The organism is Streptomyces albidicamelliae (assembly GCF_025642175.1).
Classification (GTDB): Bacteria; Actinomycetota; Actinomycetes; order Streptomycetales; family Streptomycetaceae; genus Streptomyces; species Streptomyces albidocamelliae.
The window spans coordinates 1,410,196-1,432,084 of sequence record NZ_CP106795.1 but is presented as its reverse complement, the minus strand read 5'-3'; the positions used below and the strand labels follow the sequence as shown (position 1 = coordinate 1,432,084).

Sequence of the window (21,889 nt, the reverse complement as noted above, 5' to 3'; positions counted from 1 at the left end):
TGTTGGCGGGAAATGCGGTCGTACTTGCTGGGGTAGTGAGAGGGCAGGATGTATGGAGTTGGACTACGACCGCCTGGTCGCCCTGCGGAAGCAGAGCGCTGCTTGGCGGCTGCTGAAGGCCGACAATGCGGCACTGATGTTGAGCTTCTTCAACAAGGTGTTCGTCGAGCAGGGAGCGCGCTCGATTGCCGGTGCGGAGCTTGTCGAACGTCTGGACGATGAGTTGTTCGCCCTCAATGACCGGCTCGGGCAGGGCACGTTTCCCAAGTCCGCGAAGGCGTATCTGGATGTCTGGTCGGCACCGGGGAACGGCTGGCTGCGCAAGTATTACCCGGCGGATTCGGACGAGCCGCACTACGACGCCACGGCCGCGGTCGAGAAGGCGATCGCGTGGGTCCGGTCGCTGGAAGAGCGTTCGTTCGTCGGTACGGAGTCGCGCCTGAATACGATCTTCGATCTGCTGCGGCAGATGACGTTCGGCACCGAAACGGACCCCGAGGCGCGACTGGCCGAGCTCTCCCGGCGACGGCATGAAATCGACCAGGAAATCGAGCGTGTTGAGGCCGGCGAGGTAGACGTTCTGGACAGCGCGGCGCTGCGGGACCGCTACCAGCAGGTGACAACGACGGCGCATGGGCTGCTGGCCGACTTCCGCGAGGTTGAGGCGAACTTCCGGGACTTGGACCGGGACCTGCGGAGCAAGATCGCCGCGTGGGACGGGGCCAAGGGCGAACTCCTGGATGAGGTGCTGAGCAGCCGCGAGAGCATCGCTGAGTCGGACCAGGGACGGACCTTCCAGGCGTTCTACGACTTCCTGCTCGCCCCGAGCCGTCAGGACGAACTCAAGACGCTGCTGGCCGAGGTTGAGGCCATGGAAGCCATCGACGAGCCTGACCCGCGCATGCGTCGCATGCCCCGGGACTGGCTGGAGGCCGCCGAACGCACCCAGGCCACGGTGCGGCAGCTGTCCCATCAGCTCCGCCGATTCCTGGACGACCAGGTGCGCTCGGAAGACCGCCGTGTCCTGGAACTGGTGCGCGCGATCGAGACGCAGGCCCTGGCCCTGCGCGACGTGCCGGGCGTGAATCTGGTCGCCGAGATCGATGCGGCAGCCCCGGCCATCGCCCTGCCGATGGAGCGGCCCTTGTATACGCCGGTGGTCAAGGCGCCGATCGACAGTACCGGCATCGAGGCGGGGGACGATGAGTTCACCGCCGACGCCTTGTTCGAGGCGGTGTATGTGGATCCCGCCCGGCTCACGGCCGCGGTGCACCACGCCCTGGGCTTGCGCACGCAGGTGTCCTTGGCCGAGACGCTGCGCGAGCACCCTCTGGAGCAGGGGCTTGCCGAACTGGTCGCCTACTTCGCGCTACCGGACGACGGGTTCACCACCGTGTTCGACGACGACCGCCAAGAAGAGATCACGTGGATCGGCGAGGACGACGTCCAGCAGGTCGCCACCGTGCCCGTGGTCACCTTTGCTCGCACCAGCCCCGGCATCGCCTGGGTATCCAGCCCGAAGGAGGGGCGATGACCACACCTGCCACCCCCACCCCGCAGCAGCCGTACGCCCTCTCGCTGCCGGTCAACCAGCTACTCAAGGGCCCGGTCTTCCGCGACCAGCACGAGCGGGCCTGGGACGCGCTGCTGCACCACAGTGCCGGCGTGAAGGACTACGTCGACGTCATGGGGCTGCGCGTGGTGATCGACGAGATGGAGGGCTACGCCTTCCTCCAGTCGAAACCCGACGAGGAGGACGATGACCGCGATCCCCGCATGGCGCCGCCGCGGCTGATGCCCCGCCGCTCGCTGTCCTACCCCGTCAGTCTGCTGGTCGTGCTGCTGCGCAAGAGGCTTGCCGAGTTCGACGCGGGCGCCGACGGCACCCGCCTGATGATCACCCGGGACGAGATCGTCGAGATGATCCGGATGTTTCTCCCGGCCGGCAGCAACGAGGCACGTCTGGTCGACCAGATCGACGGCCACATCAACAAGGTGGTGGATCTACAGTTCCTGCGCCGCGCTCGCGGGCAGGAGCAGCTGTTCGAGGTGCAGCGGATCATCAAAGCCTTCGTCGACGGGCAGTGGCTCGCCGACTTCGACACGAACCTGGCCCAGTACGCCGCCACCCACACCCCCCAGGAGAAGTAGCAATGATCCCCGCCCAGCCCGGCCCCGCCGACACGAGTGCCTCCACCGACCTGGCTGCGGCAGGCTTCCGACTGGAGCGTATGGAGGTCTACAACTGGGGCACGTTCGACAAGCACGTGTGGTCGTTCGGTCTCGGCGGCGCCAACGCCCTGCTGACCGGTGACATCGGTTCCGGCAAGTCCACCCTGGTGGATGCGATCACCACGCTGTTCATGCCCGCCCGCAAGATCGCCTACAACAAGGCAGCCGGTGCGGAGAGCGGCGAGCGCAGCCTGCGCTCCTACGTGCTGGGCCACTACAAGTCCGAACGCAACGAGACCACCGGGACGACCAAGCCAGTAGCGCTGCGAAAGCCGGGCAGCTACTCCGTCATCTTGGGCGTGTTCACGAACCCGGCGATGGCTGCGACCGTCACGCTGGGGCAGGTGTTCTGGCTGGCCGACGGGAATCGCCACCAGCCCCGAGCGGCTGTTCCTCGTCGCCGACCGGACGCTGTCCGTCGCCGGGGACTTCGCCGACTTCGGCACCGAGGTGCGGGCGCTGAAGAAGCGTCTCGAAGCGGGCGATGTCCGCGTCCACAAGACGTTCCCGCCATACAGCAAGGATTTCCGGCGCCGGATGGGCATCGAGTCCGAACAGGCGCTGGAGCTCTTCCATCAGACGGTGTCGATGAAGTCGGTGGGCAGCCTGGACGAGTTCGTGCGCAGTCACATGCTCGAACCGTTCGATGCGGCGGCGATGACGGACAACATCGTGAGCCACTTCGACGCTCTGACTACTACCTACAACTCCGTTCAGCGGGCCCGTGCCCAGATCGAGGCCCTCACCCCGCTGCTTGAGGACTGCGACGCCTATGAGGGCCTGGCCGCACGCATCGAGGAGGCCGACGGCCAGCAGGCCGCCTTGCGGTACTTCATCGCCCAGCGCACGTCGGCGCTGCACGAAGCCCAGCGCGCCGAGGCGGAGCGGATGCTCGCCCGCCTGGAGGGCGAGAAGAAGACCGCGAAGGACGAGCTGGAGCGGCTGCGGGACCAGGAACGCCGGTGGGAACTGCAGCGTGAGGGCCTGGGCGGCGGGCGCCTGGGCGAACTGGAGCGCCAGATCGAGGAGACGGAGCAGCAGCGCGCCGCTCAGGAGAAGCGTGCCCGCCAGCACGCAACCCTGCTGGAGCAGGCAGAGCTTGCCCCGGTCACCGATCAGGCGCAGTTCACCGACCGCCTTGAGGAGGTCGCCCGGGCCCAGCACGACGTCGCCGGGACGACACAGGAGACGCGCACGGCCCTGGAGACGCTCGCAGTCGAGGCCGCACAGCTGAAGCAGCGGGCCGAGGACCTGAACGCAGACCTGATCAGTCTGCGCTCGCGCCGCAGCAACATCCCCCGCAAGCAGCTGGAGGTACGCGCTCGCCTGAGCCGCGAACTCGGCATCGAAGACAGTGCTCTGCCCTTCGCCGGCGAACTCATTCAGGTCCGAGACGAGGAACAGGCGTGGGCCGGAGCCGCCGAGCGGCTGCTGCGCGGCTTCGCCGTGTCCCTCCTGGTCCCCGGCGATCAGTACGCTCGCGTCTCCGACTGGATCAACGACCACCACCTGGGGACGAAGCTGGTCTACTTCCGCGTCCCGGAGAAGCTCCCGCCACGGCGCCTGCCCACCGGTGCGTCCATGGCGCTGTTCACCAAGCTCGAAGTGCGCGAGGACTCGCCGTTCGCTCCGTGGCTGGCCGGCGAGCTCGAACGCCGTGCCTCCCACGCCTGCGTGCCGACGATGGAGGACTTCCGGCACGCCGAACTAGCTATCACCGCACAGGGGTTGATCAAGGGGACGCGGGGCCGCCACGAGAAGAACGACACCACCCGCATCGACGACCGCAGCACGTATGTGCTCGGCTGGACGAACCAGGCGAAGATTGATGCCCTCCTGGATCAGGCGGGACGAGTCCATGGCGCCCAGCGCGAGATGGACGAGAAGAGACGCACGTTGGGGGCCGCCTACGAGGACGCCATCAGCCGTGACAAGGTCCTCGACCGGCTGACGGCGATGGTGGACTACAGCGAGATCGACTGGCCGTCCGCGGTACGGCGCATCACCGAGCTGACCGCGGAGAAGCAGCGCCTGCAAGCCGCCTCCAACGACCTGGACGAACTCACCCGCCGCCTCACCGAGACCGCAGACGAAATCGCCGAACAGGGAGCCGCCTACGAGAAGGCCAGCCAGAGCTGGGGACGGGTCGACGGCGAGCGCGACGCCGCTGAACGCGCCCGCGACGAGGCCCGCGCGGTACTCGACGAACCGGCCGCCGGCGCTGCACAGGCGCACTTTCCGGCCCTCGAACAGCGCTTGAACACCGCCCGCCTGGCGTGCCGGACCGCGCAGGAGTGCGCGCAGACGGAAACCCGGCTGCGCGAGGAGATGACGGCGCACAAGCACCGCTGGGCCAAGGAGCAGACCCGCCTCGCCCAGACGATCGCCGCCCAGATGAGCTCCTTCCGCACCACCTATCAGGTCGAGACCAGCGAACTCGACGCCTCGGTTGCCTCCGCCCCTGGCTACCGTGCCCTGACCAGCAGCTCGTTGCCGACGACCTGCCGCGCTTCCAGGACCAGTTCCGCACCTACTTGAAGACCAACGTGATCCGCGAAATCGCCGGATTACACGCGCAGTTGAACATCTGGGCCGACGAGATCGGCGACCGCATCAACACCATCAACGAGTCGCTGGCCGGCATTGACTACAACCCGGGCCGCTACATCATGCTCAAGCCCGAGCAGACGCCCAACACCGAGATCCGCGAGTTCACCGCGGAACTGCGCGCCTGTACCGACGACGTCCTATCCGGCGACGACTCCGACCTGTACTCCGAGGAGAAGTTCCACCAGGTCCAGCACCTAATCGAACGCTTCAAGGGCCGCGAAGGCCACGCGGACAGCGACCGCGGCTGGACCAAGCGCGTCACCGACGTGCGGTACTGGTTCGTCTTCAGCGCCAGCGAACGACGCCGCGAGGACGACTCCGAGTACGAGGTGTACTCCGACTCCGGCGGCAAGTCCGGCGGACAGAAGGAGAAGCTCGCGTACACCATCCTGGCCGCCTCTCTCGCCTACCAGTTCAAGCTCGACACCACCCACAGCAGAAGCCGTACCTTCCGCTTCGTGGTCATCGACGAAGCCTTCGGGCGCGGCTCGGAGGAATCCGCCCGCTTCGCCCTGGACCTCTTCAAACGTCTGGGCCTGCAACTCCTTATCGTCACCCCACTGCAGAAGATCCACGTCATCGAGCCCTACGTGTCCGCCGTCGGCTTCGTCGACAACCCCAGCGGACACCATTCCCGCCTACGCACCCTGACCATCGCCCAATACCGCCAAGAACGCCTCGCCCACACCCTGGCCAGACTGCAGCCCGCCGCCGGACAGGGAGACTGAGATGACGACGCATCAAAACCTCAACTGGACTACGCCGCAGGCCGTCCTCGAACGCCTCCGCAAACGCTGGAACACGGGTACCTACCTCACCCAACTCGCCAACGGGGCACCCTGGGAACCCGTCGAGATTCCCCTGCGCGGCCCGAAAGCCGGCGACATCACCCGCCACTACGACGACGTCCTCGCCTGGACCGAATCGTGGGCGCCCAGCGCACACCGGCACCTGCGCATCGAATACCGCCGGCTCGGCGAACGCCTGGCCGGCGTGAACTACATCCCCGACCGCGTCTGGGTCGACGACCGCGACGACCTCTGGCGCATACTCGGCGTCACCCCCACGGTCGCCCGCTACCAAGCCCTGCTGGCCTCCACCCAGGAAAGGCTGCCCGCTCTCATCGACTGGATGGTTGCCCACCCCATGCAGGTCCTCCAGCGGGAGGCCGACTGGCATCGCCTGGAGGGCACGATCCGCTGGATCACCGACTACCGTGGCCCAGCCGTCTACCTACGCCAGCTCGACGTACCTGGGGTGGACACCAAGTTCATCGAACGCCACCGCGCTATCCTGACCACCCTGCTCGAACAGTGCCTTCCCGACGACCGCATCGACGCCGAGGCCGCGCGCACTGACTTCGCCGCCCGCTTCCGTTTCCTGCGCAAGCCCGCCTACCTGCGATTTCGGCTGCTCGGCGGCGAGTCGCTGGGGGGCTTCAGCGAACTCATGATCCGCGCGGATGAGTTCACCGCGCCGCCGCCCGGCATCACGACCGTGTTCGTCATCGAGAACGAAACCACCTACCTCGCTTTCCCCGACCAGCCCCACAGCATCGTGATCCACGGCGGCGGCTACGCCGTCACCCAACTGTCCGCCCTGACCTGGCTGCACGATGTACGCCTTGTGTACTGGGGCGACCTGGACACTCACGGTTTCACCATCCTCGACCGGCTGCATCGGGCCTTCCCGCACACGCAGTCCATCCTGATGGACCGGAGCACTCTCTTGGAGCACCGCGGCCAATGGGTGAAGGAGGACGCCCCCACCCACCAGCCTCTCGGCACGCTCACCCCGGACGAAGCCGACGTCTACGCCAGCCTCGCGGACGGCGAGTTCGGCCCCAACGTGCGACTCGAACAAGAACGCGTGCGCTACCACCTGCTCGAAGTCGCCCTCAACGACCTGCGCCAAGGGCCGCGGTGACTAACCCTCGTGCCTGGCCGGCAGTCGGAGACCGGGAACTGCGGCGTCGCTGCCGTTCTGTCGCGCCCCGGGGTGCAGGCGCGGCGTCGGAGCCGAGCGGTTCGATCTGCAGACCAAATACCCAGAGCGGCATGGGCCCCACGACCGATGGGCTGCGCGGCAATCGCCGCTGGGACTACATGGGTTGAGGCAACCCCTTTTTCGGAACAGACGTTCGAAACGAATGATGCTCCGGCGGGGGGTCCTGCGTAGGTCGCATCGGCCGCGCGTAGCGCGCTGGCTGCACGACGACGCCCCGCCGCAGCAAGCCGGCGGGGCGTCGTCGTATCAGGCCCCCGGTGCAGGTGCTTGGTGGGCGCCAGCCCGGGGCGGTGCAGGCATCGGACCGTGGCGCATCGAGCACACACCTGGGCACCAACTTCTCCGCCGTGCTGCCGACTACTGACCGGGTGCCCGCGCGGCGGGGCCCTCCAGCCAGTGCCTGATGCGCCGGGACCACTCCTGAATCTCGAACGCAGCCCGCGACCGTTCGTCTCCGTACTGGTCCAGCACGGCGAAGCTCGCGTCAACCACACTCAGGGCGTCGTCGTGACGTCCTTCGTCGCCGAGCAGGACGGCGAAATTGATCAGGCTCATGGCGTGGTCCGTCCAGACGCGCCGCGCCTCCTCCGGAGGCAGGGCACCGTAGATCTGGGTAGCCTCGGCGACGGCCGTCCGAGCCTCGCCCTGCCGTCCCAGGTCGCCCAGGCGGCTGCCCAGGTTCGTGAGACTCCTCGCCAGATCGCCCCCAACCGCCGGCTCACCCAGCTCGGCCCTTCTGCGCCCGATGAGAACAGCCTCCTCGATAGCCTGGAGTGCCTCACGGTACCGACCTGCCTCCGCCAAGCGGTTGGACTGGTTGTTCAGGGTCATGGCGTGGCCCGCGCCGAAGAAGCCGAAGTCCCGGCGACTCAGCTCCCGGTACAGCGTCTCCGCTTCTGCGACCGCGTCGAGACTCTCCCGCGCCCGGCCGGCTTCGCCCAGTCGCACGGAAAGATTACTGAGGGCCTCGGCGAGACCAGACGAGAAGGGGACGGGGGCGGAGTTACCCCCTACCGACAGCAGCTCTCGGTACACCTCCACGCTCTCCAGGGCCGCAGCGAGCGACTCCTCCCGCTGCCCCACGGAGGCCAGTTGGTTCGAGAACGTCAGGAGAAGACGGGCGAATTCCAGCCCGTAGGTGCCGATGTCCCGCCCCGCCAGATCCCGAACCCGCCGGACGTCCTCAGCGACGACCTCCTCCGACGCTCGGTCGGCCGTCGGGCCTCCGGACGCAAGGGCGAACGCCTCGGCCAGGGTAGCGGCGGAGGGTCTGCGGGCGGGGTCACGCTCCAAGCAACGCCAAAGAGTCCGCAGGAGCACCGGGCCGATCCTGGGGTTGGTCAGGGGACCATGTCGCGAGTTGTCGTCCCTGGGGTCGCTCCACCGTCCCGAGAGGAAGGCCAGCAGCAGCGCACCGACGGCGTACACATCGCTCTGCGGCGTGAGCGACCGCTCGTCGTCGTCCGCCTCCAGGTAGGTGTCGCTGAGGGGCAGCACGTCGCGGTGAGCACTGTCGACTCCGTCGATCGTCGCGGTCGCCCAACCGACCAGCCGGACGTCGCGGTCGGTCACGAGAACGGCCAGGGGTGAGAGCGAGCCGTGCACGAGCCCCCGAGAGTGGGCGAAGGCAACGGCCTCCGTCAGGCCCAGCCCGATCCGCAAGAAAAGCTCCTCCGGGACCATTCCCCCGTGTTCGTCGAGGACGGCGCGCAGGTTCGGTGCGGGCGGTGAGGACGGGGCGTCTGTGCGGCCGTGGACGCAGCTCGCCGCGACCCACGGCAGCTCCCCTGTGGTGGGCGCCGCCACACCGAGGAGTGCGGGGGCATGCGTGCCCTGCATCCGCGTCAGGCACTCGGCTTCCGTCCGGACGAGGTCCCGCGCGGTTCCCGGGTCGCGGGTATGCAGCATGACCGGCGCCCGGACCGTGGCGACGGTGCCGTCATCGTCCTCGGCCAGGTACATCGTCAGGTGAGGCCACCCGTGGGCACTGCGTGCACGGAGCCGGAATCGACCGAGCCGTACCGGGTCCTCCGGCAGGAGCTCCACCCAGCCGGCTGGCAGGGTCTCGCCCGGCGCGTCGTCGTACGCCTCATCAGTCCCGGCGGCTGCGGAGTCCCGGGGCTCGGTGGAATCCCCGGTCTCGCCCTCGGGGACACGGGTTTTCGGCATGGGCGCCACTGGCCTTGCGTCGGCGGACGGGATGCCGAGCCGCGATAGTGCCTGCTCCCGTAGCCAGCCGAAGGAGCGCCCGGTGTCGTCGATGACGGCCGCGCCGTCCGGGTGCCCGACCCACGCCGGGAAGACCGGGGCGCGGCCGACGGCGGCCTCAATGCGCTGCGTCACAGCCTCGGCGGTGCGCAGCAATTCCCTAGGGGAGACGGCGCTGAGGAGAACGCGCCGGGCGCCGTCTGTGAAGTCGTACCGCCGGTGGTGCGGCAGCCGGTCCGCACCGTCGGCGTCGAGCTCGTGCATCAAGCCCCCTAGGAACACCTCCATGAGGTGTCCGATGTCTGTCGGCGGCCCGAGGGCGGCCTGCACCAGGCGCATCACGGGCGGCGTGACGGGGGCGACGGCCGCCACGTGGGCCGCGAGCCGATACGCCTCGGCGGACGTGGCCTCCCTGAAGCGGAGTACCGCTTCGGCGGCGTCGCCGTCCCGGGCGTCGGCGACGGTCCGGCTGGAGCCGGGACGGCCGGCGTCCCACAGCGGGAGGAGCGCTGTGCCGCCGGGTGAGGCGACGAGCCACGCCCAGTCGGCGACGGCCGCAGGGGTCGGCGCGAGGACCGGGACGGGTACGGAGTCGAAGCGGACCAGGTCCGGCGGCAGGTCAGGGTCGGTGACGTGCCAGGCGCGGGTGGGGCCGCCGCGGCGATGGGTGGTGACCTGCCAGCGCCGTGCGCCGATGCCGGTGCTCGCCCAGAGCCGGGACGGCAGTGCCTGGACGATCGCGATGGGACCGCAACGTCCCCAGCGGTCCGTCACCCGGCGCATCCCGCCGTCCCGCCAGGCTTCGCCCACACCGTCGCTGACGACCAGGACGAGGGTGTTGCCGGTTAGGTCGCACAGGACCTTCGGCGATAAGAGCCGGCCGCGGTGGCGGTAGGGGGTGGTCCGCAGAGACGGAGTGTCGCTGCGCGTGTCGAGTCCGTACACACGCACGTCTCGGAAGGCCCCAGCACGTTCCATCAGTGCCCGGACGTCGGCGGCGAGCCGCTGCCAGAGGACCATGGAGACGCCGTCGTCAACCACGAGGGCCAGGGACAGCCAGCGGGTGCGCACCGCACGGGCGACGGTCTCGGGCACGCCCGTCTCAGCGATGGCAGCGACGGTTCGTGTGACGTCGAGTTCCTGCTGGCGCCGGTCGGGGAAGCGCTGCCGCAGCGGCCGGAGGGACTTGCCGAGCCGGAGCTGCCCGGCGCCGAGGATGCTGCTGTCCGGGGCGCGGACTGCGAACGCCGGTGACAGGCCCGCGAGCGCTGGCGCGTCTTCGGTGGGACTGGCCTGCGCCGAGGCCAGAAGCGGGCGCGCGGACCGCTTCTTCGTGGACTCCGCAGCGGTCGGCTCTGGTGCGGGCTCCGCGGCCTCCGGCGCCGCCACCGTCGACCCCTCGTGGTGGGGCTCGCCGTGCCGCTCCGAGCTCGCAGCGGCCACGCCGATGGAGCGCACCAGGGGCCCGGAGTCCCGAGGCAGCTTCCCGGCGAGCCACATGGCGTCCAGGAGTTCCTCCAGAGAGAGCTCCACCCCGCTCTCGGCCAGGACCTTCGTCACGCGCGAGATCACGGCGTCACACGGCTCCGCCGAGACGGTGCAGGACGCCCTGGAGGAGGGAAGCCGCGTCGAGGTTCACGCCACCCTTGCGGAGGAAGACTGCGTTCAGCAGCTGATCGGTGGCCAGTTCGCCCTCGGCACGGCGTTCGAGGAACTCCCGCAGCAGGTCGTCGGTGTCGTCCAGGGCGTCGGGACCGAGGTGCGCGGCGACGATCTCCCGAAGCCGCCGCTCGTTGGGCTCGGGGAGATCGAGGCGAACGCAGCGCCGCAGGAAGGCGGGCGGGAATTCCCGTTCGCCGTTACTGGTGATGACTACAACCGGGAACTCACGGCAGCGGACGCGGCCGCGCGTGACCGGGGCGGTCTCATCCAGGTCGTCGGTTCGAACGTGTACCGGTGCGTGGCTCGCGGGCAGCCGGGTGAGTTCGGAGATGGCGAACTCACCCTCCTCGAAGACGGTCAGCAGGTCGTTGGGTAGATCGACGTCACCCTTGTCCAGCTCGTCGATGAGCAGCACGCGGGGGCGCTCCCGGGGCACAAGCGCGTTGCCCAAAGGGCCGAGCCGGATGTACTGGCCGATGTCCGGTTCGGTGCCGTCCGCGTCGCGCCGCAGGGTCGCCTCGCGCAGCCGGCCGACGGCGTCATAGAGGTAAAGGGCATCCTGAAGAGTTGAGCGGCTGTTCACCGGCCACTGCAGGACACGGCCGAGCGCGAGTTCGTGAGCGATGGCGTGGGCCAACGAGGACTTGCCCGTGCCGGGCTGCCCGGTCACCAGGAGGGGTCGGCGCAGGTGGAGTGCCGCGTTCACCACCTCCACCTCGTCGGGGCCGATGAGGTAGGGCCGCGGGTACGGAACCCTGTCACCGGTCACGGTCTCCTGCCGGTCGAACCGGCGCCACGGGGGTGCAGCGGGGAACGGTACCTCACGGCGCTCGCCGTCTCCGCGGAACAGCCACCAGTCGTCGCCTCCGCCGTCGGAGGATGAAAGCCGAGGGCTTGTACCGGCCAGGGGCTCTGAGGTGGTCATGACGCGTGCGATCCTCTCCAAGGGTCACTCAGTTGAAGCGACTCAGTCTGCGGGAGACGACCTTCCGGTTCCCACACGAGGGAGGGCCGTGCCCGCCGCTCCGCCGGGCAAGCCGCCGAGTCGCTCCGGAAGCCCCGGACCCGCTCGGGAAGTCCCTCCAGGTCGCCGGCGGGAGCCAGGATCTCCAGTCTCCCTGCGTCCTCGTAGCCAATGGCCTCACGGTCCCACAGCACGACCGGGACGCCCAGGACGAGACATTTCAGCAACCAGGACCGACGCTCGTTGGCGGGGCCGTGGAGAACCACCCGCGCGGTATCACGATGCTCAGTCTTCAGCAGATTCACGAGCTGCCTGGCGTCGCCGGACGTCCGGCCGGTGACGAGCACCGACGCGCGTCCGTTCTTCCACCGGCGCTCCTGGTCGCCTTCGCGTTCCGGCCTCTGGTCACTGAGTTCCGGGCAGCTCAGGGAGACGCGGTATTCCGCTCCGATCGGCCACGCCGGAAGAATGTCGTCGAGCGCTCCGGGCTCCCATTCGTCGACGGCCAAGTCGAGCCCCGCCCGGTCGACCACGACGGTCACCCACGGCACATGGTCGCCTTGCCCCGGCTCCTGGGCCGCGGCGAAGACCGCCTCGCTCAGGGTGCTCGCCGCCTCCCGCGGGGTCTTGGGCTCCGACTCCGCCTCCTTGAGCACGCGGTACGAACCGTCGTCGCGGACGAGCAGAATCCGGACCCGGTACCGGTCGTCTCCTGCGGCGGGGTCGTGTGCCAACTCCATCACGACCCGCGACACCGGCGACGCTGCGCGCTTCGCCCACTGGGCGGCGTCCGCACGCCGCTCGGCCAAGGCCCCGGCGTGGATACCGAGCCGCCGGGCGGTCTTCCCCGACCACGCGCGCAGGTCGTCGCCCAGCCCGTTGCCCGCGGCCGCCGCCACGTACTCGACGAGCCGCAGTAGCGCCGGCACCGGCGGGGCATCCTCGGGACCGCTCACACCGTCGGACAGATCCTCCAAGCCCTCGACCACGCCGCAGACATCGTCCGCGCTGAGCTGCGGACGGGTGAGGATCTCCGGAAGTACGACGTACCGCAGCGCCTCACCGGCTGTTCGGGGCAGCAGCGCCGGCTGCTTCTCGCAGAGCCGGCGCAGCAGGCCGATCAGGGCGTCGTACTCGTTCACGGAGAGCAGCGACCCGCAGTCGAGTCCCCTGGCCCACGAGAACAGACGAGTCAGCGCGGTGCGGGCCGTCCCCTGCGCGCTGCTCGCGAGGGCTTCGCCGAGAGACGCGAGCGCTCGGGGATGGGCCATGAGGAGCGCCACGAGGTCGGCAGCAGTGGGCTCATACCCCTGGGCCTCGTAGCCCAGTTCGCGCGCCAGGGCCCGGGCGTGGTCGACACGGACGCCGGGGTGCGAGAACAACGGCGCAAGCAGCGTCTCCAGTTCGCGCTCAGCGGGCGTGCGCTCGGCGGCGGGCCCGGCCTCGGGCAGGGACGCGCCGATCGCACTCAGCTCGGGAGACCGACCGGTTTGCTCCTCGACGTGGGACACGAAGCCGCCGTCCCCGGCGAAGGAGGACACCGGCAGGGCGATCAGCCGACGGGCTCCGTAGGCGTGGTCCTCCTCGGTCACGACGCCGACGAGGTGGCCGCCGCAGAAGATCGCCGTGCCCGAGGCCCCGCCCCAGGCGTTCCCGCCGTCGGTACGGGCGGTGGGGGCCGGTCCCTGGTCGAGGACGTAGCGGTCCTTGCCTCCAGAGAGGACCGGCAGCACACCGCGCAGGTGCTCCGGGGCCCGGGTCTCCCCTTTGGCGGCCCAGGGATAGCCGAGGCCCTCGTACGGCAACGGCGCGGTGCCCGCTGGGCAACCCCAGCGGACGGAGCCGGGCGGATCGATCTTGCGGTCGATGCGCAGCAGTGCGACGTCCAGCCCGTCCGGGTGGGCCCAGAGCAGCTCCGCGTCCGCGCGCGTCGTCTCGCCGTCGAGGTGGTGGCCTACGCGTACGGTGATGACCGGCCACAGCGTTCCCGTGTCGCGGTCCTCCAGCACATGGCGGGCGGTCAGTACGAGCCGCGGGGCGATCAGATAGCCGGAGCCGACGGTGAGGCGCCCCTCACCGGTGCCCCCGCTGCGGATCAGAGCCAGTCTGCGGCGATCCACGTCACTCCTCGTCCAGCGACCCGAACTCGTCGTCGCCGATCTCGGGGCGCGCGCCTCCGAGGGCCCGGTCCTTGACCGACAGCTTCAGCACCAGCTTGTGGGTACGGACGGTGGTTTGCTCGCCCCCCGCGCCGACGACAACTACGCCGAAGGAAAGCTTGCCGTCCCCTTTGGCGGACTTACGCAGCTCCAGCTGCAGCTCCAGCTCGGCCTCCTCGACGCCGAAGGCGAACTGCTGGTTGATGCCAAGCTGCTGCGCCTCGTACAGCTCTTGGCGCAGCTCCTCGATGGCTGCGGCCAGTCCGATAGTCGACACCTTCGCCCCGCCCCCGGTTCAAGACAATGAGAAAAACAGTAGGTCGCCGGTACGGTACAACGCTCGCGAGACACCACAAACCTCGGTCATGGACAATGACTCGGTGGAAGGAACCGTCCACCGCATGCCACCGCGCGAGAAGAAGTCCACCGAGCAGGAGGAAACTTGAGCGCCTCCACCCCCGAGGAGATCCAGGCGATCCTCTGGAAGGCAGCCGACAAGCTGCGCGGCTCCGTCGACTCCGCCCAGTACAAGGAGTTCATACTCGGGCTGATCTTCCTAAAGTTCGTCTCCGACGCGTTCGACGAGCACCGGAACAAGCTCGCCAAGGAGCTTGCCGAGGACGGCCTCTCGGACGACCGAATCGGCGTCTTCCTGGAGGACCGCGACGAGTACACCGGCGCCCACGTCTTCTGGGTACCGGAGACCGCCCGTTGGCCCTGGATCGCCGCGAACGCTAAGAGGCAGGGTGTGGGCAAGCTCCTCGACGAGGCGATGGACACGGTCATGCGGGAGAACGCCTCTCTGGCGGGCGTTCTCCCCAAGGTCTTCAACCGCGATGACGCCAGCCAACAGCGCGTGGCCGAACTCTTCGACCTCATCACCGACGCGCGCTTCGGCAGCACCGAGGACAAGCCGGCCCAGGTCGTGCTGAGCGACGTGTACGAGTACTTCCTCAACAACTTCGCGCGCGCGGAGGGCAAGAAGGGTGGCGAGTTCTACACCCCTCAATCAGTGGTCCGGCTGATCGTGGAGATTCTGGAGCCGTACAACGGGCGCGTGTACGACCCGGCGTGCGGCACAGGCGGCATGCTCGTCCAGGCGAGCAAGTTCATCGAGGCACACGGGGGCCGCGGCCACAAGGCCGACATCGCGGTCTACGGCCAAGAGGTCAACGAGCGCACCTGGCGCCTGGCCAAGATGAACCTCGCCATCCACGGCATCGACGCCAACCTGGCCGCCCGTTGGGGCGATACCTTGGCCGACGACAAGCACCCGGACCTCAAGGCCGACTTCGTGATGGCCAACCCGCCGTTCAACATGAGGGACTGGGCGCGGGACGAGAGCGACGTCCGTTGGCAGTACGGGGTTCCTCCGAGGAACAACGCCAACTTCGCGTGGCTCCAGCACGCCGTCTCGAAACTGTCCGACCGCGGGACGGCCGCCGTCGTCCTCGCCAACGGCTCACACTCCTCGCCCAGAGTCGAGGCTGAGATCCGCCAGGCGATGGTGGAAGCTGACCTGGTCGCCTGCATGGTTGCATTGCCGCCCCAACTCTTCCGGACGACCCAGATCCCGGCCTGCCTGTGGTTCCTGACCAAAGACAAGTCCCCCCAGGGCGCGAAACGCCTGGACGACCGGCGCGGCACAACCCTTTTCATCGACGCCCGCGGAATGGGCGAGATGGTTGACCGGACCGAGCGGAATCTGACAGAAGCCGACCTCGCAAAAATCGCTGGCACCTACCACGCCTGGCGAGGCACGGCATCAGCGCAGGAAGCAAACCTGGCCTACCAAGACGAGTCCGGCTTCTGCTTCTCGGCGGATGTGGCGACTGTGCGCGAGCATGAGTACGCGCTGGCCCCGGCACGTTATGTCGGCGTGGGCCTGCCAGCCGCCGTGGAGCCGCAAGCGGTCCCGCGGAGCGGTCCCGCGGCCCTGATGAAGGACCTGTACGCAATCTTCGACTGAGAACCGCCAGCGAGAGCCCCCGGCTGGGCGGGGTGCCTGAGGCGCGTAAAGCGAGAACGCTGGGCACACGCCGTCTGGCCCCACACGCTCGTCACGACTGCACTACGCCACCTGGGACGGCCGCGCCCCTCTACGGTGCTGTCCTGCCCACGACGGCACCGTGGAACCTGTCATTGGTCGGGACCCGGAACATAGGCACGAGCACAGGCTGCCGCCGACAGGGCCGTTGGATAAACGCGGCCGTGCGCGCATCGGCCCGCGAAGGGAGGGAAAGCGCGCACGGTAGCGGACCGTATGGCGCACCTTGACGGGGTCATGGTGCGCTTCAGCCCCGTCAAGGGCGCTCGGGGAAGCCGGGGAAGTTCTCGACCTCGGTTGTGGTGGTGAGCGCACCGCCGACGAAGATGGCGCTGCCGAAGAGGAGCGGCTTGAACTCTGGCGCGGGCGGTGTAGAGGGCGGCGGTGAATCCGGCGCGGCCGGAGTCGATGACGATGACCTCGCGTATGCCGGTGTCGGTCACTGAGGTCACGCGACGACGTGACCCCCCCACAACGAGGAGCGGTGGGATTGCGCGGGTACCACCGCTCCTCTGCCCATATCTGGCAACCTTGCAGGTCGCTGAACTATCTGGGAGGGGACCCCGCTGTGACCGAAGTGCTGCCTAGCTTCGACAACGCCGGCGACGACAACGCCGGCGACGACGACGCCGACGCCGACCGCGAAGCTGTCGAAAAGGAGCGGGCCAAACTGCGGGAGTTTGTCGCAGGGCTGAGCGCGGACGACATCAAGTCGGGCGGCTGGTTTACGAAACTCTGCACCCAGGCGCTGCGGTCGTACGCCGAGAAGGCCACCTGGGAGTATTTCCAGCAGAAGTACAAGGGCGTGCCCGCGGACGGCATAGTCGGGCAGCAGATCAAGCTCGCGGTAAAGAACGCCATGATTGAAGGCGGGATCACCTCCAGCCTTTACAACGGGACGATCGCTGCCACCATCGGGTCGTTGGGTGGCGCCAGCCCTGCCACTGTTCCGGCCGGTGTCTTCACCTTTATGGTTGACCTGACGTACATTACCCAGCTGCAGATGCGCCTGGCCTACGACATCGCGGTGATCTACCGGATTCCCCTGGACGTGGACGATCCCGAAGACACGATGAAACTCGTCCGGGTGGCACTCGGTATAAAGGCCGGAGAAGCCGCCCGCGTCAGCCTGAAGTTCGTACCCGGCCTGGTCCGGCAAGTCCTCAAGAAGTACTACTCCGGTGCGGTCCTTGCCGCCGCGAAAAGCCTTCCGTTCGTCGGGAAACACCTCCTGCAACGCAATATCATCAAGTTCGGCATCCCCGGCGTTGGCATCCCCTTGACCATCCTCGTGAACCGCTACACGACCTTGGCCGCAGGACGCTATGCCAAATCCGTGTTTCGTGACGAGGCAGAGGTAATTGAACTCGCCGACACTTTGATCCGACGTACGCAGCACCCGAGGCTGATGCTGTGGGTCGCGTGGCTCGTCATCAACGCGGACGGCGAGATCACTGACGCCGAGCGCCTGCTGTTCCAGCGGCTGACGCGGCTTGCCTGGGAACGGCATCAGGTCGATGACGAGCAACTCGCCAACGTCGTCAACATTGACCCGGGCGAGGTATGGCACCGCATCGATGCCGAGCCTGGGGATCTCAGTGACGTTGTCTACGCCGCCGAACGGGTCGCCGCCGTTGACGGGGATCTCAACACACACGAGAGGGCGGTCATCGCCGAGCTACGGGATCGCTGCCAGCGACGCTAAACCCGTGGTGCGCAGACCCCACACGAAGGCCGAGGTCTGCCAAACGGCGGGGTCGCTGCCGGGGCGGCACCACCGGTTGCCCGGAGCGGCTGGCATCGCGCGAGGTGGATACCGCGGTGACGGCCGCCCTCGCGTTGACGTCCTGGCTCCCGGCTATGCCGGGAGCCAGCCGGAGTTCATGCGCACCTAGCCCGATCCAAACGATCACGCGCATAAAGCGGATGGCGTCTGAAGTCAGAAAGCCAGGATGTTCATTCGCCTGCCGGGTGAGTCGACGGACGTCCATCCTGGGGGCATGACGCAGTTCGCGCCTACCCGGCGCCACAGAGCACACAGAGGATCACGACACTCGCGCGACGCGACATCTTCGACTACCTGTGCGGTGAGGGCGGCCCCTGGTGGGGAATGATCGACGAGGTCGACTTTTTGGGATCCCTGTACGACCTCGACAGGCTGGCGTCGACGGACTCCCGGTTCACGGCGGCACCTGAAGACATTTTCCAGTACCGGATCAACAACCCACTCGACTGGTCTGACGACTGGGTCTTCGAATACCCCCAGTTTCAACTCCTCGATGGCCCTGACGAGGTTCTGCTCGCCTTCCTAGCGCGGTTCGTGCATCCCGAGGTGCAGCCCGACGTTGACCACTCATCCCAAGGGGTCGCGAAGCTGAACCGCCTCCTCGGGCCGGGCGGCTGGACCCTCCGCCCCTTCAAGTTCATATCGGGGCGGCCGGTCTACGGATCAGCCCCCGCACCGGACACCGGCCCGCTAGTCTCACTGCCGCTCGATGACGACGACACCGGCAAACTCGACCTCGTCCTCGGCCAGAACTGCAGCCTCCTCGACCGCGACGGCGAGGAAGTCGCCCGAGACCTGCTCCGCCGGACTGTACTGACGCTGCGCCGCGACGGCGGCTTCTACCACCCCATTCCCGGTGACGGATGGACGGACGCCACGTCCGAGGCAGTCCTCACCGTGCCTTCTGTCCTCCTGCCTGCATTCACGGAGGCCGTCATCAACGCGGTCTGGCAACGACGGAAGCCGTACTCACCCGTCTCCAGCACGAAGACGTCCAGTCCCTCGTGGTCGAAGGCGACATGGGGCCGCTGCCGGCCGTCTCACCGGACTGGAGGAACCAGACGGCCGAGCCCGATCTCCCTGTCCTGTCGCCTGGTTCAGTGGCCCGTCAACAGGAATGTGACGTATTTCCGGACACCGAGGTTGCGTCGGGTCTCCGTCCGTGCGGTGCTGAGTTCGCCCTTCACTCTCGCTCGTTCCGCCTCGGCGCCGCTCAGCTGCTTCTGGCGTTGCAACAGGTCAGCACGCCTGCGCTGGGTCTCCATAGCGCGCTGCTGTCGGTCGGCCGTGAGCCGCTGCCGTTCGTCGGTGATCTGCTTTTGGAGGACGTCCCTGTCCTGCTGGGCCTTGCTCTCCGCCTGCTTTACCTCCTGGTCGTACTGCGCCCGCAGCGTGGCGATCTCTGCGCGGATCCTCGTCAGGGCGGGCCCGGGCAGCTTGGCGGGTGCGGAGGCCCTGGCCCGTTGCTCCAGGGACCGCCGCCATGCGTCGAGGGCACTCGCCCGCGCTTCGCCCACGCCGGACACGCGGACGTGGTGGCCGCCTGGGCGGACGAAGTAGGCGACACGGCTCCCGGAACCCTGGCTCTGGGAGTAGGACACCCCCGTGAAGTCGGCCGCCGTGCGGATACCGGCCTGCACCAGAGCCCCGACCGTCTTGGCGCCCATGTTCGGCAGTGACCGCGCTTCCTGGATCGAGGTGGCGCGCAGCTTCGCCTCGACGTGCTGGCGCACCGCGGGTTCCAGCGCGGCGGCGATCATGCTCTGCTCTCTGGCGGGCAGTTCCGCCTTGCGCTTGCCGGACTGGTCGGTGCGGCGGTTCAGGTCCATAGTGATGCGGGCCAGTCCGTCGCGCAGGTCGGTCTGGAGGGTCTGGATGCGCTTGTCGGTGGCCGCGCCGTCCTTGGCCGTGGCGGCGTCCAGCTTCTGGATCTCCTGCTCCAGCCGCCGGTGGGCGCCGGCCGGATCCTTGAGTTCGCGGGCCCGGCGACGTAGTCCCCGGACCCGTTGGCGGGCGGTGCGGTACTCCGGCCTGAGCCGCCGGCCTACGCCGATCATGGCGGCCGAGGCGAGTAGGGCGGCCCCCTGCGCGGCAGGCAGGTAGCCCTCCGGCTGTCCGACAGTGACCGCGAGCACGGCGGGGGCGGCGGTGCTCAGTACGGCGGTGGCCGCGGCCGCCAGGTCGCGAGGGCGGCGCCCGGTGAAGCCAGCGGAGGCGGGGGCCGGCGCGCTAGTCGGCACCGCTCTGGCGGGGGCGGACGCCACGCGATCCACCAGCCAGGCTGGGATGCCACCGGAAGGTGCATTTGCCGGGGCGGCGGCACCCGTCGTACCGCTGGTCGCCGTCGGAGCCGCGGCGCCGCCCTTTCGCTTGCGGGGTGGGACGGGGAGCGTGAGGGCGGCGGCGGTCAGGCGGGGCAGCCCGGAGCAGGGTTGCCCGAGGAAGCCCTGGACGCGGGCGGCCTCCGTGCGGACGCGTTGGTCGGAGTGGCCGAGGAGCAGGGGCCAGGCCAGGGAGGTCGCCGGATCCTTGAAGTCGGGCTCGGAGAGGATCAGGTACTCGCCCTGGGTGTCGTGGAGCTGGGTCCACAGGCCGGGGTCGGTGGCGACGGCGATTAGGGAGAGGTGGATGAGCCAGGCCGAGAAGCGGTCCATGGTCGGCCCGAAGTCGGCGGCGCTGCGCTGCGGCGACTGGTAGTTGCGGTGGCCGTTCTCCGTCGCCGCCTCGCCCTTGAGGGCGGGGACGTACATGCCGTCGTAGTCGACGAGCCGGAGGGTGTTGTCGTCCGCCACGAGGATGTTGCCGTGCTGCAGGTCGCCGTGGGCGATGCCGTGGTCCTCCAGGTCGCCCGCCAGCGCGAGGAAGCGGTCGGCTAGGGCGAGGACGGCAGCCGAGTCGTGGCGGTGGCGGTCGATCCATGACATGAGGTCGGTGCCCTGCACCCACGCCATCCGCACCACCGGGAACCAGTCGCCGAGAGCCAGCACGCCCTGCTCCAAGAACTCGAAGCGCATAGGCCACGGCTGGGAGAGGCCACTGGTGTCGAGGGCGCGCAGGGCAGCGCTGATCGCGGTGTAACGGACGCCGATGGCGGAGGTGTCTCGGGTGAAGCACTTGAGCGCGTAGCGCTGCCCGTCCCGCGTGGTGACGGAGAAGACGCTGGCGAAGTTGCCAGAGATCGCCTTGGGTCCGAGGACGGGGCTCTGCTGGACGGTTCCCTGCTGGAGATCGGGATCGCGGAAGCAGAGTTCGGGGTGCTGCAGGGCCTCCGCGTAGTTCGCGCCCGTGGGGAACTTCCGGACCGCACCGGTTCCGGTGGCTTGGCGACCGCCGCGGGACACAGCCATCACGCCTCCGTTCTCACCCGGATCCGGATCAGGGTCACGTCGTCGTTGCGCATGAGCCCGCGCGCCCGCTGGTCCTCCACCCACTCCGTGAAGGGCTCATCGCCCACCTCGGCAAGCGTGGCCAGCACGGTGCCCGGTGCCCGGTGCCCGTGGTGCGGGGACAGCAGCCAGGCCGCGAGCGCGTCGCTGGCCAGCAGCACCTCGTCGCCCGGCGCCAGGGTGCCGTGGGCGAGCCGCAGCCGCTGGGCCACCAGGGCCGTGTCGTGGTTACGGCTGCCGAGGAGCTGGGGGGTGATGCCGAAGCCCTCGACGTCCTCGACGGGGAAGGCCCGCCGGACGACACCGTCCCGCAGGTGGAACAGGCAGCTGTCGCCCAGGGCGAAGGCGTGCCAGGACCAATCGGCCGTACCGTCACCGGACACGGTGGCTCGGACCTCCGCCCCCAGGACGGTCGCGAACGCGCCCTTCTCCAGGCCGGGTTGCTCGTACCAGGTGATGGGCCGGCCACGGGCGTCGCGCTCCGCCCGGTACCACTCGAGGTACGCCTCCCAGCGAGGCGCGGACCGTTCCATGAGGTCGACGACGAACGTGTCCACGTCGTCCCACCAGTCGCGGCCGAGGGACATCGACTCGACGGCGTCCGCGACGAGACGCTCTGCCCAGGCGCCCGCGAGCAGGCTTTCCGAGGCGCCGTCGGACACCGCCGCGTACAGTGGGAGGACGGTACGGCCCTGGTCGTCGGCCCGTGCGTCCCCGACCCAGGACCGCCCGGCGTCCTCGCACTCCTTGAGCGTGTTGCCCGCCTTGGGCACCCGCAGCAGCTGGCATTCCGGCAGGGCCGAAACGTCCTCCATGGTCAGCGCAGCT

At 68.7% G+C, this 21,889-nt stretch carries 14 protein-coding genes and 3 pseudogenes; 9 read left to right on the top strand and 8 right to left on the bottom strand.

Translation table 11 applies throughout. The features are described 5' to 3' along the window. Positions 1 to 52 precede the first annotated feature (52 nt). From N8I86_RS06675 to N8I86_RS06655, 6 genes and pseudogenes are all read left to right on the top strand, one after another. Complete coding sequence (locus N8I86_RS06675; protein WP_263277375.1) at positions 53 to 1,534, top strand: DUF3375 domain-containing protein; 1,482 nt, start codon at positions 53 to 55, stop codon at positions 1,532 to 1,534. Beyond that, the gene (locus tag N8I86_RS06670; RefSeq protein ID WP_263277374.1) at positions 1,531 to 2,151 is read left to right on the top strand and encodes a DUF4194 domain-containing protein; all 621 of its coding nucleotides are present in this window, start codon (positions 1,531 to 1,533) and stop codon (positions 2,149 to 2,151) included. The genes N8I86_RS06675 and N8I86_RS06670 overlap by 4 nt, the downstream gene beginning before the upstream one ends. Positions 2,152 to 2,153: 2 nt before the next feature. Then, a pseudogene (locus N8I86_RS39280) lies at positions 2,154 to 2,393 on the top strand (ATP-binding protein); the annotation flags it as partial. A 289-nt stretch (positions 2,394 to 2,682) separates the two neighbouring features. After that, positions 2,683 to 4,770 (top strand): ATP-binding protein, encoded by a 2,088-nt coding sequence (locus N8I86_RS06665; protein ID WP_263277373.1) that lies wholly within the window; start codon positions 2,683 to 2,685, stop codon positions 4,768 to 4,770. Between the two features lie 8 nt (positions 4,771 to 4,778). Continuing rightward, the gene (locus tag N8I86_RS06660) at positions 4,779 to 5,570 is read left to right on the top strand and encodes an SbcC/MukB-like Walker B domain-containing protein (protein ID WP_263277372.1); all 792 of its coding nucleotides are present in this window, start codon (positions 4,779 to 4,781) and stop codon (positions 5,568 to 5,570) included. A 1-nt stretch (position 5,571) separates the two neighbouring features. Then, positions 5,572 to 6,768, top strand: coding sequence for a Wadjet anti-phage system protein JetD domain-containing protein (locus N8I86_RS06655; protein ID WP_263277371.1), 1,197 nt, complete (start codon positions 5,572 to 5,574; stop codon positions 6,766 to 6,768). A gap of 438 nt (positions 6,769 to 7,206) precedes the next feature. Here N8I86_RS06655 and N8I86_RS06650 read toward each other — a convergent pair whose 3' ends face one another. Genes N8I86_RS06650 through N8I86_RS06635 form a run of 4 tightly spaced genes read right to left on the bottom strand, consistent with a single transcriptional unit; the run spans position 7,207 to position 14,119 of the window. Then, entirely contained in the window at positions 7,207 to 10,617 is a 3,411-nt protein-coding gene (locus N8I86_RS06650; protein ID WP_263277370.1) for a protein kinase family protein, read from the bottom strand. Between the two features lie 16 nt (positions 10,618 to 10,633). Beyond that, entirely contained in the window at positions 10,634 to 11,644 is a 1,011-nt protein-coding gene (locus tag N8I86_RS06645) for an AAA family ATPase (protein WP_100572677.1), read from the bottom strand. Further along, positions 11,641 to 13,803 carry a serine protease gene (locus N8I86_RS06640; protein ID WP_263277369.1) on the bottom strand — a complete coding sequence of 721 codons (2,163 nt, stop codon included), beginning with the start codon at positions 13,801 to 13,803 and terminating at the stop codon, positions 11,641 to 11,643. The genes N8I86_RS06645 and N8I86_RS06640 overlap by 4 nt, the downstream gene beginning before the upstream one ends. Position 13,804: 1 nt before the next feature. After that, positions 13,805 to 14,119, bottom strand: a complete 315-nt coding sequence (locus N8I86_RS06635; protein ID WP_100572675.1) for a trypco2 family protein — start codon at positions 14,117 to 14,119, stop codon at positions 13,805 to 13,807. A 165-nt stretch (positions 14,120 to 14,284) separates the two neighbouring features. On the opposite strand from N8I86_RS06635, the gene N8I86_RS06630 reads away from it, so the two are divergent. After that, positions 14,285 to 15,811 (top strand): class I SAM-dependent DNA methyltransferase, encoded by a 1,527-nt coding sequence (locus N8I86_RS06630; protein ID WP_234375911.1) that lies wholly within the window; start codon positions 14,285 to 14,287, stop codon positions 15,809 to 15,811. A gap of 343 nt (positions 15,812 to 16,154) precedes the next feature. Here N8I86_RS06630 and N8I86_RS06625 read toward each other — a convergent pair. Next, positions 16,155 to 16,332, bottom strand: a pseudogene (locus N8I86_RS06625) (thioredoxin-disulfide reductase); the annotation flags it as partial. A gap of 125 nt (positions 16,333 to 16,457) precedes the next feature. Between N8I86_RS06625 and N8I86_RS06620 the strand changes: the two are divergent. Beyond that, positions 16,458 to 17,594, top strand: a complete 1,137-nt coding sequence (locus N8I86_RS06620; protein WP_263277368.1) for a hypothetical protein — start codon at positions 16,458 to 16,460, stop codon at positions 17,592 to 17,594. Between the two features lie 339 nt (positions 17,595 to 17,933). Beyond that, positions 17,934 to 18,281 (top strand): annotated as a pseudogene (locus tag N8I86_RS06615) (AbiJ-related protein); the annotation flags it as partial. 90 nt (positions 18,282 to 18,371) lie between these two features. On the opposite strand, the gene N8I86_RS06610 reads toward N8I86_RS06615, so the two are convergent. The 3 genes from N8I86_RS06610 to N8I86_RS06600 form a co-directional block, all read right to left on the bottom strand. Beyond that, entirely contained in the window at positions 18,372 to 18,521 is a 150-nt protein-coding gene (locus tag N8I86_RS06610) for a hypothetical protein (protein ID WP_263277367.1), read from the bottom strand. A gap of 251 nt (positions 18,522 to 18,772) precedes the next feature. Further along, entirely contained in the window at positions 18,773 to 21,022 is a 2,250-nt protein-coding gene (locus tag N8I86_RS06605) for a hypothetical protein (protein ID WP_263277366.1), read from the bottom strand. Then, on the bottom strand, positions 21,022 to 21,876 hold the full coding sequence (locus tag N8I86_RS06600; RefSeq protein ID WP_100572673.1) for a hypothetical protein: 855 nt from the start codon (positions 21,874 to 21,876) through the stop codon (positions 21,022 to 21,024). The genes N8I86_RS06605 and N8I86_RS06600 overlap by 1 nt, the downstream gene beginning before the upstream one ends. Positions 21,877 to 21,889 lie beyond the last annotated feature (13 nt).

Bases quoted from the DNA above. Each gene is read 5' to 3' on its own strand.
- N8I86_RS06605 (WP_263277366.1), bottom strand. From the start codon at position 21,022: ATGGCTGTGTCCCGCGGCGGTCGCCAAGCCACCGGAACCGGTGCGGTC.
- N8I86_RS06655 (WP_263277371.1), top strand. From the start codon at position 5,572: ATGACGACGCATCAAAACCTCAACTGGACTACGCCGCAGGCCGTCCTC.
- N8I86_RS06600 (WP_100572673.1), bottom strand. From the start codon at position 21,876: ATGGAGGACGTTTCGGCCCTGCCGGAATGCCAGCTGCTGCGGGTGCCC.
- N8I86_RS06645 (WP_100572677.1), bottom strand. From the start codon at position 11,644: ATGACCACCTCAGAGCCCCTGGCCGGTACAAGCCCTCGGCTTTCATCC.
- N8I86_RS06675 (WP_263277375.1), top strand. From the start codon at position 53: ATGGAGTTGGACTACGACCGCCTGGTCGCCCTGCGGAAGCAGAGCGCT.
- N8I86_RS06670 (WP_263277374.1), top strand. From the start codon at position 1,531: ATGACCACACCTGCCACCCCCACCCCGCAGCAGCCGTACGCCCTCTCG.